Raw genomic sequence first — 14775 nt, forward strand, 5'->3', positions numbered from 1 at the left:
TGGCTAAGCATTAGAAGATATATTCGCTTTTTTGCAAATGAAGACATGTTGAATCGAAAGTAAAAGAAAAATTAAGTATGGGATAAACCATTGAGAGTTTCGAAATTTTCATATATTGTATGAATTGAGTTCGAACTCAAAAATTTAAAAAGGTGGGAAAATTAGTGAATATGAAAAAATCTTTATCGGTGACAACTTTAGGGTTAGCGGTTTTAGGTTTTGGTTTTACTAATAACGCAAGTGCTTCAGAGGTCGATACTGTAGACAAGCAGCCCGTTTTAGTTGACTTTGATACAATTCAATCAACAAAAACATCTAGTGTTCCTAGTTTGACTATTGCAGCTGCACCTAAGAATGACTCTAACATTAGCGTATATACTCCCTTTTTTGGTAACCCCTATGCAGTTGCTAAATCGAAATCAACTACGACCGAAGACTATATTTATGCAAAAGCAAGAACTTTCAATGGCGATGGCTCATTAGTAAATACGAAAAGTAATAGTGCAAAAAAATCATCCTTTGTAAGTGCTACAGCGACCAACACAAGCATTTATTATGGAGATGATTACGCTATCGGTAATCATACCTATAAATTAAGTGGTTATAATGATGTGAATCACGAAACAAAAGCTTTCTGGTAAGAAAGAGAAAAAAGATATGCATCTTGCATATCTTTTTTCTATAATATTTTACATATATTGAGGTGCTATTTATGAAACAAATATATATTATTAGCGGTGTTTTACTTATTTCATTACTTACAATTTATATTTTGTTCAATACTTCATTCATACAACCTCATCCACCTTCCATAGAAAATAAACGAGAGCAACAAACCAATACTATTTCTTACGGATTGAAGGATAATCAAGGCCAACATATTAACAATGGTAGTACAATTACTAGTGAGGATAATAAAATTAATGTAACATTATCATTCGTACATACTATTAATGAAAACCGAAAATATGGATTAATTGTTCTAGAAGATTACGAACAAAAACCTTTTAAAATAGAAGATACTACTACTGAAATATCACACTATTTTTTTGATATGAAACCAAACAGTTCAATTACTACGAAAATCTCTTTACACACTTCTCCTAATGCAAGTGAATTAACCTTTTTAATAATTAAAAAACCTGAATACAAATTAAAAGATAATAACTTAAATAAAGCAGCTATTTTAGAAGATATTCTAAGTATGCGATATTCAATGCATCCTCTTCAGAAAGAAAACGAAAAAATAAAACTCTCCCTTATAGATCCAGATGCTATTTTAAAAGATGGTCTTTACGAACCATTATTTGTTACGAACCATTATTTGTTACGAACCGTGAAGAGAACTTACAAACTGTCTTCTTTGAAAAGGAAGGCAAGCAATTAATTTTATCAAACGGTAATGAAACAAATGATGAAATGACTTACGCAATCGTGGCTTTTAAAGATTGGAAACAAGTTGAAATATTTAACAATAGAAAAGTCGTTTATACTAAGGTTGCACCTGAAACGAGGCAAATCTTTAATTTCACATTGCCTTCAGTGGATCAGGAAAGTAATTTGCAACTCGTCGCTTTTCCATTTCCTTATAAAGTTAGCGAAGAAGATTATATCAGTCAACAAGCATTCAGTTCCTTTCGCATCGTAATTGAAAATGAAAATAAATAAGTTATACTATGCACATTACAACAACCTAAAAAAGGCCTACTCACACGAGTAGGCTTTTGAAACTATGAAAGTTTCGTCAATAACTGATTTAAATCTTTTTTCGTTTTCGTCGTTAATGATTTCATTTTATTAATATCGATTTTTTCTTTCTCCGCTCCTACAATTAACGGATACATACTTTGACCGATTGTTTTAGAATCCGTCGGATGTGATGCTTCTAGCTCTTTTTCAATCACATCCCACTTTTCATTAATTTGTTTGCCAAGCTTATTCACTGTTTCCAATTTTGGATTAGCAGCTAACTGCTTGTCCAAGCTATCAATTAATGCTACAACTTCTTTAACATTCGTTTTCACAGCAACACTTTTCTTCGGATCTTTCGTTGTCTTTCCGTTATTGTTTGTGCTTGTACTTGTGCTTTGATCTGTTGTTTTCCCGCTAGTCGTTTGATCATTCGTTTTTCCTGTCGTCTCTTTTTCTTTTGTTTTTACATTTTCGTTTTGAGTTGACGTTTTGCCGTTACTTTCTGTCCCTGATGATTCTTTCGTATTTTTTGCATCCTTATCTGTTTTTTCATTTGAAGAAGTATTTGTTTCTTTTTCAGTATCTTTCGTTGTTTTTGACGCTTCATCTGCACTTGTCGTTTTTGCTTCTCCATCATTTTGCGCAGTTACTTGCTCTTTCTTTTCCGTTTCTTTATCTGCTGAAGGACTACAAGCTGCCATAGTAAGCATTGTACCAATTGTTATCGATGCGATAGCGACCTTTTTCATTTTCATATAAATCCCCCTATGTTTTACATAATTTATCCTCCCCTTTACGATTCGATTCCCCCTTAAAAAATCCCTTTTCATACGAATTATCATCTTTCCGACAGTAATCTTCATAATAATACGTACAAAAACTGATAAACTCATTTTAATATTCGAGTTTCTTCTACTTCATTTTTCTACTCGCAAGTAAAAGAAAAAGAGTATATTGTCACATTAAGAATTACTATCTTCATATGACGATATACTCTTCTATCAAATTTTTATCTTTCTTGACATTTTATTTATACAAAAAAATAAAATTTTCTTTCGTTTTTTGTTTCTCAACATTTGTTAACATAATATTTTTATGAATAACCACCATTCGAGTGAATGACTTGCCCAGTAACCCATTTCGCTTCTTCACTTACTAAAAAAGAAATTAAGCGCGCAGCATCCACCGGTTCTCCTACTTTACCTTGCGGGAACTTCCATACTAAATGATGCTTCAGCTCCTCTGTAATCCATCCTGTATTCGTCGGTCCTGGATCTACAGCATTCACTGTAATCCCCTTCTCCATCGCAACTGGTGCTACTGACTTTGTAAATGCTTCAATTGCCCCTTTCGTTGCTGCATATGCTAGTTCATCTGGCATTGGACCTACTGACTGTCCTGAAGTAAGATTAATAATACTCCCGCCCGTTTTAAGTGAATAATGTTTTATAAACAATGAACTTAATAGCATAGTAGCTCGAACATTAACTGTATAATGTTTATCCAACTGCTCTACATCTAATTCCTCAATCCTCGTATGAGTAGAATATACTGCATTATTAACTAGAATAGATGGATCACCTAACCGTTCTGATACCATATAAAACAAACGATTTGGCGAATAAGACTGCGATAAATTAATTTCTGCCATTTCACATCGAACATCGTAACTTTCAATTTCCTTTTTCAGCAAAAAGGGTTCTTGATCACTCATTCCCCATGGCATCGCTTTATCATACTTTGGCCAGTACGTGAAAAAAATGTCTATCCCCTTTTGAGCAAGCACCTTGCATACAGCTGCACCAATTCCATTCAGACGAGTTGCCCCTGTTACAATTGCTATTTTCTTCACCTTTTTCTCCTCCATCTATACACAGATCCCCTGCATGAATACAGAGGATCTATCTTCTTATTGAATATTTGACAGTATACGTTCAGCACCTAATTTTAACATTTTAATAAAGATATAATTTACAATCGTAAACATTACAAATAAAACGATAAACATAACCCACAGTCCGACATGAAGGAAGAAGTATAATACACTTACTCCCCCCACAATAATTAAAGCTATTAAAATATTAGCTAAAAAATTCCACAAAGTTGTATATCGACTTTTAAATAATTTCTGCTCTGTATCCCAATGAATATCTGCAGTTTGTGCGTCCCAACGTGTTCCAATTAAATTAATTAACAGTAACCCGTTCGCACTTAGTAAAAACCACAGTATCATGAAGACTGGAGAAATCCCAGCTACAACTGCCATCGTAATACCGAATACTGCTAAAATGATTACATTAATTAACCAAGCAGTGATTGCTTTCGCAAAAAAGATATCCGAAGCCTTTACTGGTAAATAACGATTCACAAACCAAGAGCTTCCATCACGTGAGAATGAAGTTGTTGCGATGACGTTACTTCCCATTAAAAATAGAGAGGCACAAAGGCCAACACCAATTGCAAGTCCTGCTGATTTTGGATTATCAATATATCCCGTGATCCATTTTAAATTCCCATCTTGCACAAATAAAATAAAGAACAACATAATTGGCATAACGAAAGTTTGTACAATGCAATTTAAGAAAAATTGTGGTGTACGGAATAACGTTTTAAATTCTTTTTTCACATACGCTTTTAAATGCGAACTTTGTACTGTTGATTTCTGTAAACCTTCCGCCGAAATAACTTGTTTCTTTGCTGTACTCGTTGAAAGTCCAATAACCCCTTTTAAATATGTACGCTCTGCTATGTAATAAAACAACACAAAGAAGACAAATGAAATAACTGCAAAGATTATTACATATAAAGGTCCCTTCCAATTTGCATTTTCTACTAATGCTACTGCTCCAAAATATGTAGTTGGAAAATAGTTTGTCATTTGTACTAAAAGAGAAGACTGGTTGTTTGCAAGGTAATCCGCAATTGCATCTTCAGAAAACGAACTTTTATTTTTCCACTGCAAAAATACGTTAATTCCTACAATAAATAGTATACTTACGATTCCAATAAATATATTTCCTCGGTCTTTATTTTTCGCTATATTTGTATACCTCATAATAACTGTCATCAGTAACGAAGCTAGTACTAACGGCACAATTGGGAAGAGTAAGTAAATGAAAATCATATATATGTAATATGTAATAAATGCGCCATTTTTTAAACCATACGTAATAAAGATCGGTAATAAAATAAATGAACTCATTACGTATTGTGTAATTAATACTGTTAAAAATTTGGCTGAAATAATTTGCGCTGGTTTTAATGGTAATGGTAATAACATTTCAATGTCATTGCTGTAGTAAAATACAGTTAAAATGTTCGTAATACTCATTAAAAATACCCATATACTCGCAATCGCAAGTCCCATTGCGATAATCATTCCTGGATCTTGCCCTAAATGTATCATTCCCTCATACATTGCATGCGTGATAGAACCAAACAGTAAAAAGCCGACAAATAAAATAGCTGCAAATGAAAATACATACGCCCATCGCTTCTTCTTATCTGTTATAAAATCTGCATAATTTAATTTCAATAATACTTTCGTTAACGTCCAAATTTTACTCATTGCCCGTCATCTCCAAGAACATTTTTTCAAGTGATTCATTGGATTTAAAATGATCTCTCATTTCATCTAAATTCCCTTTAAACTGAAGGTTTCCCTTATTAATAATCGCGACGCGGTCACATAATTTTTCTGCCACTTCTAATACGTGTGTAGAGAAAAATACAATCTTTCCTTTATCCGCATGTTCTCTCATCATTTCTTTTAAAATATATGCAGATTTCGGATCAAGCCCAGTTAATGGTTCATCTAAAATCCATACATCTGGCTCATGTACGAGCACACCAATAATAACGATTTTTTGTCTCATACCGTGCGAATAACTTTGAATTTGATCAGATAAAGCATTATAAAGATCAAACTTCTTCGCTAAAGACTCTATTCGTTCTTGTCGTACTTCTTTCGGCACTTCATACATATCGGCCATAAAGTTTAAATATTCAATTCCTTTTAATCGTAAAAACATATCTGGACTATCTGGTACATAACCAAACGTCTTCTTCGCTTCCATCGGCTCTTCCATAATATTTTTTCCGTTAATCGTAATAGTCCCTTTGTCCACCCCGTGAATACCAGTAATCATCTTAATTGTCGTTGATTTACCCGCACCATTCGGTCCTAAAAATCCAAAGATTTCGCCGCTAGGTACAGATAAACTTAAGTCTTTTACTGCATAGGTAGACCCATTATAACTTTTTGACACATTCGTAATTTCAATCATTCCATCCAATCCTTTCCTTAATTACCAAATAACTATATTGATATTATAGCATACTTCTATTTTAAGATTTTTACATTTTTCAGTTTATTTAACCTTTAAAATAAATATACACCCCTAATCCAACAACTAAAACGACAGCTAGTATAATATAAATCATTGTTAAGCGTTTAATATTCCCCTTTGTCGCTTTGCTATAATTTGCATCACCATTCCGCCCAATTAACACCGTCGCAATGACAGTAATCACTACAAGTAACACAACGATCATGATCCAAGTTAGCATTTCTTCCTCCCCCTCCTTACAACCATTTTACAATATTATCCTCTTTGTTTCGCAGCATATTTCCTCTTTTTACTATTATTATGAAGCAAACTGGAAAACTATTATTACCATTCCTATCCATATGTGATATATTTATAACATAATGTGATTTATTTCTAACATGATTAGGAGGAACTATCGTGAAAACAACTTGGATAAAATATTTAGGATTTCTTGGTTTCTTCGGTTTTCTTGGCTTTTTTTATGAAAAAGGATTGTTTACTATGTTTTGTTTCTTCTCCTTTTTCACCTCATATAGAACGGTTCAACACGATGAACTGTTTGAACAAATCGTTAATAAATCGTGCCGCAATGCCTTTATCGTTACGTTACTAACTACCGCTATCATTATGTTCATTGAAATGTTATTTCCAAACCCGGTGCTACAAGAAATTGATATCGCTCTTATTTTCGGCACCCTTATTCTTACGTTCGGATTCTCTATGTTCTTTTACGATAAACCAGTTGATGAAATGGAAGATGCACCATGGCGTTCGTAACGAAAATAAAAGAATACCGCACCAAATTGAACATGACGCAAGAAGATTTAGCGAAACAAGTTAGTGTACGTCGTGAAACAATTAGCCATCTCGAAAAAGGTAAATACAATCCTTCCTTGCAGCTTGCTCACGATATTGCGAGGGCACTTCATAGTACGATTGATGAGATTTTTATTTTTGAGGATTGATTAAAGACGTCCAGTCACAAGAATCACATAAAAAAATACCGTCATTCTTTCCAAGAAGAATGACGGTATTTCTCATTGATTATCCATATAAAACCGCATGAAATACGCCTAATAGTAAGTATTGATCCTGCATGTAATCTTCATCATATACATTCATCTCAATGTAATACATATCTTCCTCAAGACGAATATTCCAATCTACAATTACATAGCCCTTTCGTAATAACTTTCCCATTCCAAATGAAGTTTTATGAACAACATATTCTTCTGCCTTATATGTAAAGGTAAATAAGAAATTTGCATCCAATAACTTTCCGTCACATACAAGTATTTCATGCTCTGCATCATGATTATCTTTGTACATTACTAAAATCCTTCTTTGGCGCTGCCTACTTACATCCTTTGCAATGACGCGAATATTGTCCTTACTATCCTTTATTTCATAAATAATATTACTACCAATTTTCGGAATAAAATCCAGCACTCTCATCAGCGTATTTTTATAATAGCCCCTTACTACGCCTACTTGCTCACTTCCATTATAAACCTCTATCGGTGTCGTATCTGCTTTGCTATCACACGGTCGTTTGTAAGAGAGCTGCATCATTCGCTCTCCTCTTAAGTACTGATCAAACGTCACAGGATATTCTATCATGCGCAGTTCTTTATTTAACTCATACAAATAGCGTTGAACACTCTCTATTAATGTTGTAGTAGCTATACGCTCTTGAAGTTCAAATTCTTGCCAGCTGGAAAAAGCATTCCATTGATTATGATCCTCTTCGTAGAAGAAACTAAGAATTACCTCTTCACGGTCAGCCGTTTCATATTTCATAGGCACGTTCTGCCCATGTTGAACTTGTTCCATCCACTGACCTAAATAAATCCCCAGCTCTGCAACCTTCATACATGATTTTTGAAAAAATACGCTGTCACTCGCGCAAATCGTTACATCTCCTTCGATAAAGCCCTTTGAATAAGCATCATACCGTGGCTCATCCTTCTGCGGGAGATTCTTGTCTAACTCAAATAAAAACGTTAACATCCTTTATTCACCTCTAGTTGTTACACTAATCATACATGACATCGCATCACGCTAGGAAACTATTTATATACGCATATTTAATTCACGCATTATAACACGTGAATGACCTTGTATAGTAGCTCTATTTTTTTGTTCTATATCTTAGTATATGAATTTATATGAGCGATTTTTCAAATATATCTATCGCAACTTACAATATATCAACGATTTTTCAAATATATCTATCACAACTTACAATATATCAACGATTTTTTCAATATATCTATCACAACTTACAATATATCAACGATTTTTTCAATATATCGATTTTTCGACAAATATCAGCATGATTAAAATGAAGCTACCTTTTCTTCCGCCACTTCTACAATTTCTAAAATTTGTAGCAGACTCTCCACTTCATAAGTCGGGTTAACATCTGTCCCGTTTTCTTTCAAACTCGGATTATACCAACACGTATCAATGCCGTAATCTTCTCCGCCTTTCATATCAGAAGTTAACGAATCTCCAACCATTAGTACGCTTGATTTATCAGTAATCCCAAACTTCTCAAACGCATAATCAAAAATCTCACGTGCTGGTTTTTGATGACCAACTTCTTCAGAAATAATAATGTGATCAAAGAAATTACATAAAGGCGAATTTCCGATTCTTGATTGTTGCACCTTCGTATATCCATTCGTAATAATACCTAACTTGCAATCTTGTAGATTTTCACATAATTGTACTGCGCCTTCTATAAGATGTACTTCCTTCCCTAAATTTTCAAGGTATACATCACTAAATTGCTGCGCATCTACGTCTATATTATGAATTGCAAATAATTGTCTAAATCGCTCTACGGCTAATTCACTTAGCGTAATCATTTTATTTTCTAAATCTCTCCATAATCCATTACTAATCTCTTTATAACTTGCAAGATAATCATTATACCCTGTAGACATACCAAACTGTACAAACGCATTATGTAATGCGTGTCTTTCCGTTTCAGGGAAATCTAATAATGTATCATCTACGTCGAATAATATAACTTTGTATTTCATGATGTTCTCCTCAATTCCTATTTTAAAAGCTTCGTTCTCATTGCTTATAAATTTTTATATATTTCGTGATGAAGCGCTTTAACCCGCTCTTTATAGAATACACCTTTATCTTTTATTTTCAAATGTGCTATAAATAAGTTTGCTAGCATGACTGCTGTATCTAGTCTATAAAATAAACTAACAATATGAGGAGTAACATTAAAGATACTATCATTCTTATATCCATCTTTAAATTCATCCCAACTAACCTCATTTGTTTCAGCTATTCTCATAAGCTCCAGCAATGGATGACCAATTAAAGCGTTATCCCAATCAACTATTGCTTTAACTTCTCCATTATACCCGATTAAATTGGCTGGTCGAATGTCCATATGTAATAAACATTTTACATGATCTGCTGTACTAAGAATATATTCAATTGTTTTTGTATTCGGAAGATTGATTTTACAGTTCGTGATTGTATTAAACCCTTCTATCCGTTTCACAATTCGTTCTGCTATATACTTACTAATGGGCTCTCTAATATTTTGTTTGTAATACAAACCATCAATTGGCATACTATGAAGCTTGCTCACTAACTCCCCTATTTTGCATGCGGAAATTGGCGTACGATCAGCATACACACAATCCGAAATTTAAAAATCAAGTTCGGTTGAAAGATGCAATCCGTGTATCCTTGGTACTGGAATACCTTTTGAATGACAATACTTAGACAGCTCCGCTTCCTTTTGCAACGAAATCCGACTGTTAAATAAGTCTTCATTTATATTTTCCACTTCTCTTTCCCACGGTACTCGAAATGCTAAAGACCCCTTTTCTGAATCTCCTTGAAAAACAATATTTTGCACTCCCGTTCCAATCACCTTTAAATCTTGAATAGCTAGTTCCTTATACTCTTGACTTAGTATTGTTGCCAGCTTTTCTCTTAACCCCTCTGCTTTTACACGTGTATAAATCATTTTATCCCCCGATTCTTAAGTTCTTTTCATCCATTTTCTCCTCGGTGCACAACATCCTCATTAACAAAATTATAGCAACAATAGTAAAAGGAGGCTAATCCGCTCAGCCTCCTTCTCATTATTAATCTTCTAGCAATAACTCTTTCATTTCCTCTAACGACTCTTTCGTAAAGCCAAGGGCCCTTTCAGCGTATGCTTCAACTGATCCGTATTGCTTTTGAATTTCACCAATCGCAGCTTGCAAGTATTCAGCACGCGCTTCAAACATTGCACCTAATATCGCTCTGCTCTCATCGTTTTGTAATTTCGCACCTAAAAAGGCCATCATTTTTTCATTTAGCTTTTCACGGAATCCGTTACTTAGTAAGTAGTCTTCCATTACTGTTTTTTCTGGTACACCTAGTAAAAGTAGTAATAATGCTGAACCAAATCCAGTACGATCTTTTCCAGCTGTACAGTGGTTTACTAACGGTAAGTTTTCCGGGTTTTGCGCTAAGTTTAAGAAGCTCACGAATGCCTCGTTGCCACTTACGAAATCTTGATTCATTTTCACAAGATACTCACCTGGTTTTCCTAACATAGAAAGGTCACCAACTTGGAAAAACTCATTTATATTTAAGTCTTTCGCTAAGTCTTGCATAACTGGTAAGCACACTTGACGAGCACCTGTAATCTCAGGATTTGGCTTATGCTTTACCTCAAAGTCTGTACGATAGTCACAAATTAACTTTAAACCAGACTTTTGTAAATAGTCGATATCCCACTCTGTTAGTCCTGCTAATTCTTCAGAACGGTATAATTTGCCCCATTTCACTTTACGTCCATCTGTCGTTTCATATCCACCCATATCACGGAAGTTAAACGCACCTTGTAATGGCAATCTACGCTCAGCTACTGTCACTGCTTGTCCATTACTTCCTACTAGTCTAAAATATGGACGTTCATTTTCACTCGGGTTTTCAATTGTATATGATAATTCTCCATTTACAGTTGCAAGTAGTTCTCCATTTTCTTCAATATGATCTGGTGAAGTACTCCAATAAATACGAACTTCTTCTATATTATTTTCCCACTTTATTTGTAACGTATTATCTTCAATTCTTTCTACAGTTGCTTGTAGCCAATTTCTTTGCTGCTCCATTCTTTCACCAACGCTTTCTCTTATAATCGAATCTCACTCTATTGTATTATACAAATATCTACTTTGTCGTTCTCATTTTTCTTTTTATCTTACAAACAGGCAAAAAGTTCTTTTACTTGTTCAAAATTTGTACACGGGTTCCCACTAGATGTGTCCCAGGGTATATCTTAAAACTCCCTCACATACCGCTCAGTACAACTAAGCAGCTGACATCCGTTCTTTTCAAAAACATCCTTCATCCACTCATTTTGCATATTTGTCTCACCAATATAATAAGATGCACCTATTTCCTTTAAGACAAACATCGCACCTGCAAATAACGCAGCTTCATATCCCTTATTACGCATATTTGGAGTAACTGCGAAGTACATAAGTTTCCCTTCTTCTAACGCACCTCTTTCAATATGTGGAATTACAATTCCTATCGGCTCTTCACCTACACTCGCTATTAAACAATGTTCTTTCCACTGCTCACCAATTTCTTGTAGCATCATATGCACAAATTGATCATGAGCGACTGGTTCTCCCGTCGCTTCATTCCACAGTGAATAAAAAGCCTCTTCTCCAACTTCTTCAATAAGCTTAAAATCAATTTCACTTTCTACATCTTCTACTTCGTATATATCTTTAAATACAATCATGTTTTCAGTAATATATTCAAATGAATACGTTTCAAAACATTTTTTATACACATCATAATTTGGACTTTTTGAAGAGATTTCAAAATGTAGTTTTTCTAATCCATCTTTTTCAGCTTCAGCAACGTAATATTGCACCATCTCTTCTAATTGCTCTTCTGTAAAAACCTCTGCATTATTTTCTTTTATCATAATAGAAGAAGCACTTCTTCTTATTTTAAAATGTTTTTCTAACTGTTCTATCGTCGTCATATTCTTCCCTCATCTATATCATACTCGAATTTCTAATCGTTCTCCTTGCATGAGCAGGATTGTCCTTGAATATATAGAATACTAGAAAAGATCGCATCTTTAAAGTGCGGAGGAGGTTCTCCATTGGATATTACAGCATTGCAACAACAGTTAGAGCTTATACAACAAAATGACTATACGCAACTGCAACATATAGACGTAAATGAGTTAACTTTGAACATGCTTCAGTATATCGGAACGACTGATAGCTACGTTCGTTACCAACTTATATATAAATGTTTTGCGCATTTCATTCATCATGAATTCCTTATGGACGATCAGCTGAAATTACTTCTGCAAACTTGTTTAAGTGATGAGTATTTATATTGTGACATTTACTCCCCACATACAGATGGGGTTTTCACACGTTCTTACACTGTTTCGTTAATTGCGTTAATACTCCAATTCGCTAATTCGCACTACTTTTGTACAGAGGAGGATCTCGAAGAAATAAAAAATAAACTCATTACATACACAAACTTAGAAACGGATTTTCGGGGCTATATTGAAAATAAAGGATGGGCTCATTGTCTTGCTCATGTATCTGATGCCTTTACTGAAATTGTTCATAATACGTATACAACTTTTGAATGGTACGAAGAATTAATTCATTGTTTATTAAATAAAATCTTTATTCCATCTGACCTTTTTCATAATAACGAAGATGAACGCATTGTTACTCCATTACTAGCAATGCTGTATCATGATTTTCCTCAGAACGATTTAATTTCTATTATTCATAAAAAAATAAAAAGGCTTCCTCAAATTAGAAAACGCCTTTCGCTTAATGAGTATTGTATTTTATGTGCCAATATTAAAACCTTTTTACGCACATTATTTTTCAGAACGAAAGATGACCATAACTTAGCCTTTACAGCACGTAAAACAGAAAGAATGTTAAAAGAACTTCCTAACTATTATTAAATACAAGGAGCAATGACATGGGTTATATTGAAGATATGAGAAATCTAGTAGGAAATCATCCACTTATTCTAATAGGATCACACGCCATTATATTAAATGAAAAAGATGAAGTATTGCTGCAGCTCCGTACAGATTTTAACCGCTGGGGCATTATTGGCGGTGCCTTAGAATATAACGAAACATTAGAAGACGCTTTAAAGCGAGAAGTGTTTGAAGAAACTGGACTTATTATTAAAAATCCAGAACTATTCCGTACATACTCTGGACCAGATTACTTTCAAATCTACCCAAACGGCGATCAAGTACACGGTGTACTCGTTGTTTATATTTGCCGCGAATTCCACGGTGAGCTTGTATGCGACCATACGGAATCGAAAGAACTACGCTTCTTTTCACTTAATGAATTACCTAATAATCTTCCTCCTGTTATCGAGAAGATTATTACAGATTATCTAAAAAAATAAGGGAACGCTTAACGTTCCCTCTCAAATCCAATCCGTTTTTTAATTTCCGCTAAATTCACCTTCGCAATAGCGCGTGCCTTCTCAGCACCGTTTTCTAATGCTTCATATAATAAATCCGGCTCATTCATATACATTGCGTACTTTTCACGAGGTCCAGCTAACTCACGATCTACAACGCGAAACAACTCTTTTTTCACATCGCCCCATCCGATTCCAGTCTCATATTTTTCACGTAATGACTGTACTTCGTCTTCTGTCGCAAACTCTTTATATATCATAAATAATGTTTCTAATTCTTTCGGTTCATTTGGAAGTGAAGAGTCTGTTTTGATTTTAAATATTAACTTTCGAAGTTTTTCTTGCTCTGCAAATAATGGGATTACATTTCCGTAACTTTTACTCATCTTCCTTCCATCAAGATCAGGTAAAATAGCTCCTTCTTCTTGCACTACATACTCCGGTAGTGTAAATGTCGTGCCAAATGTATGATTAAAATACGTCGCAATATCACGCGCAATTTCAATATGCTGAATTTGGTCTTTTCCAACTGGTACATGAGTAGCTTGAAATAATAATATGTCAGCTGCCATTAAAATCGGGTACGTGTATAACCCCATATTCACTCCCGCATCGACCTCTAACCCTGCTTCTTTATTTTGCTCCACCTTCGCTTTATACGCATGAGCACGGTTCATAAGACCTTTCGGAGTTAGGCAAGCTAAAATCCAAGCTACTTCTAGAATTTCCGGTACTTCTGTTTGCCGATAAAAAACAACATCTTCCCCAAGTCCAAGCGATAACCAAGTAGCTGCTACCTCTTTCGTATAACTGCTGAACTTTTCTGAATCATGCACAGCATTTAATGCATGATAATCAGCTATAAAGTACAATGCTCTTCCTTGATTATTCTTTGACATTTGTAATGCAGGTTTAATCGCACCAATATAATTCCCTAAATGCGGATAACCTGTCGGCTTAATTCCTGTTAACATTATTTTTTCACTCACACTAACTCCTCCTTTCTCAAAATAAAAAGAGCCCCTCATCCTTAAAAAAGGACGAGAGACTCCCGCGGTACCACCTTAATTAGCTATTATTAGCTAACTTCATACTTCAATAACGTGAAGTAACCGTCTTTACCTACTCATTTCAGTTAGAAGCTCCAGAGTCCATTCCATATTCATCCCTTACTGATTCTCACCACATATCAGCTCTCTGAAAAGTTTCGAATATGTACTCTTCTCTTTCATTGCTTTTTCGTTATTTTTTACAGTTTATCACATTT

General features: G+C 34.4%; 15 protein-coding genes, 2 pseudogenes and 1 other annotated feature. Of the genes and pseudogenes, 6 read left to right on the plus strand and 11 right to left on the minus strand.

Features of this window, described 5'->3' with window-relative positions:
* Positions 1–164 precede the first annotated feature (164 nt).
* The gene (locus tag ACTFSL_RS18985; protein ID WP_440042216.1) at positions 165–641 is read left to right on the plus strand and encodes a XoxI protein; all 477 of its coding nucleotides are present in this window, start codon (positions 165–167) and stop codon (positions 639–641) included.
* A 71-nt stretch (positions 642–712) separates the two neighbouring features.
* Positions 713–1668, plus strand: a pseudogene (locus tag ACTFSL_RS18990) (hypothetical protein).
* A gap of 62 nt (positions 1669–1730) precedes the next feature.
* Here the strand turns inward: ACTFSL_RS18990 and ACTFSL_RS18995 are convergent.
* From ACTFSL_RS18995 to ACTFSL_RS19015, 5 genes are all read right to left on the minus strand, one after another.
* Positions 1731–2447: a hypothetical protein gene (locus ACTFSL_RS18995; protein ID WP_000782545.1), complete on the minus strand. Its 717-nt coding sequence runs from the start codon at positions 2445–2447 to the stop codon at positions 1731–1733.
* Positions 2448–2785: 338 nt separating this feature from the next.
* Positions 2786–3544: an SDR family oxidoreductase gene (locus tag ACTFSL_RS19000; RefSeq protein ID WP_000716965.1), complete on the minus strand. Its 759-nt coding sequence runs from the start codon at positions 3542–3544 to the stop codon at positions 2786–2788.
* Between the two features lie 57 nt (positions 3545–3601).
* Complete coding sequence (locus tag ACTFSL_RS19005) at positions 3602–5260, minus strand: putative ABC transporter permease subunit (RefSeq protein WP_440042217.1); 1659 nt, start codon at positions 5258–5260, stop codon at positions 3602–3604.
* Entirely contained in the window at positions 5253–5978 is a 726-nt protein-coding gene (locus tag ACTFSL_RS19010; protein WP_000570206.1) for an ABC transporter ATP-binding protein, read from the minus strand. Before ACTFSL_RS19010 ends, ACTFSL_RS19005 begins: the two co-directional genes overlap by 8 nt.
* Positions 5979–6066: 88 nt before the next feature.
* On the minus strand, positions 6067–6261 hold the full coding sequence (locus tag ACTFSL_RS19015) for a hypothetical protein (RefSeq protein WP_000958863.1): 195 nt from the start codon (positions 6259–6261) through the stop codon (positions 6067–6069).
* Between the two features lie 179 nt (positions 6262–6440).
* On the opposite strand from ACTFSL_RS19015, the gene ACTFSL_RS19020 reads away from it, so the two are divergent.
* The gene (locus ACTFSL_RS19020; RefSeq protein ID WP_000859221.1) at positions 6441–6800 is read left to right on the plus strand and encodes a DUF3796 domain-containing protein; all 360 of its coding nucleotides are present in this window, start codon (positions 6441–6443) and stop codon (positions 6798–6800) included.
* Positions 6788–6988, plus strand: a complete 201-nt coding sequence (locus tag ACTFSL_RS19025) for a helix-turn-helix transcriptional regulator (RefSeq protein ID WP_113302986.1) — start codon at positions 6788–6790, stop codon at positions 6986–6988. Before ACTFSL_RS19020 ends, ACTFSL_RS19025 begins: the two co-directional genes overlap by 13 nt.
* A gap of 79 nt (positions 6989–7067) precedes the next feature.
* On the opposite strand, the gene ACTFSL_RS19030 is transcribed toward ACTFSL_RS19025, so the two are convergent.
* The 5 genes and pseudogenes from ACTFSL_RS19030 to ACTFSL_RS19050 all read right to left on the minus strand — a co-directional run bounded on the left by ACTFSL_RS19030 (position 7068) and on the right by ACTFSL_RS19050 (position 12063).
* The gene (locus ACTFSL_RS19030) at positions 7068–8033 is read right to left on the minus strand and encodes a tubby C-terminal domain-like protein (protein ID WP_440042219.1); all 966 of its coding nucleotides are present in this window, start codon (positions 8031–8033) and stop codon (positions 7068–7070) included.
* Between the two features lie 329 nt (positions 8034–8362).
* Positions 8363–9073 (minus strand): YjjG family noncanonical pyrimidine nucleotidase, encoded by a 711-nt coding sequence (locus tag ACTFSL_RS19035; RefSeq protein ID WP_078438847.1) that lies wholly within the window; start codon positions 9071–9073, stop codon positions 8363–8365.
* A 44-nt stretch (positions 9074–9117) separates the two neighbouring features.
* Positions 9118–10032 (minus strand): annotated as a pseudogene (locus ACTFSL_RS19040) (phosphotransferase family protein).
* 121 nt (positions 10033–10153) lie between these two features.
* Entirely contained in the window at positions 10154–11173 is a 1020-nt protein-coding gene (locus ACTFSL_RS19045) for a tyrosine-protein phosphatase (protein WP_000437802.1), read from the minus strand.
* A 167-nt stretch (positions 11174–11340) separates the two neighbouring features.
* A complete protein-coding gene (locus tag ACTFSL_RS19050) occupies positions 11341–12063 on the minus strand; it encodes a GNAT family N-acetyltransferase (RefSeq protein ID WP_440042221.1) in 723 nt (240 codons plus the stop codon).
* A gap of 123 nt (positions 12064–12186) precedes the next feature.
* Between ACTFSL_RS19050 and ACTFSL_RS19055 the strand changes: the two genes are divergently transcribed.
* Both ACTFSL_RS19055 and ACTFSL_RS19060 read left to right on the plus strand, forming a co-directional pair.
* Complete coding sequence (locus ACTFSL_RS19055; protein WP_440042222.1) at positions 12187–13026, plus strand: DUF2785 domain-containing protein; 840 nt, start codon at positions 12187–12189, stop codon at positions 13024–13026.
* Between the two features lie 17 nt (positions 13027–13043).
* Positions 13044–13490 (plus strand): NUDIX hydrolase, encoded by a 447-nt coding sequence (locus ACTFSL_RS19060; protein ID WP_440042223.1) that lies wholly within the window; start codon positions 13044–13046, stop codon positions 13488–13490.
* 8 nt (positions 13491–13498) lie between these two features.
* On the opposite strand, the gene ACTFSL_RS19065 is transcribed toward ACTFSL_RS19060, so the two are convergent.
* The gene (locus tag ACTFSL_RS19065; RefSeq protein ID WP_440042224.1) at positions 13499–14497 is read right to left on the minus strand and encodes a tryptophan--tRNA ligase; all 999 of its coding nucleotides are present in this window, start codon (positions 14495–14497) and stop codon (positions 13499–13501) included.
* A 44-nt stretch (positions 14498–14541) separates the two neighbouring features.
* Positions 14542–14749: a binding site (T-box leader), on the minus strand.
* Positions 14750–14775 lie beyond the last annotated feature (26 nt).

Origin of the sequence: Bacillus cereus group sp. MYBK108-1 (genome assembly GCF_051917185.1) — a bacterium.
In the GTDB taxonomy this organism is placed as follows: Bacteria; Bacillota; Bacilli; order Bacillales; family Bacillaceae_G; genus Bacillus_A; species Bacillus_A cereus.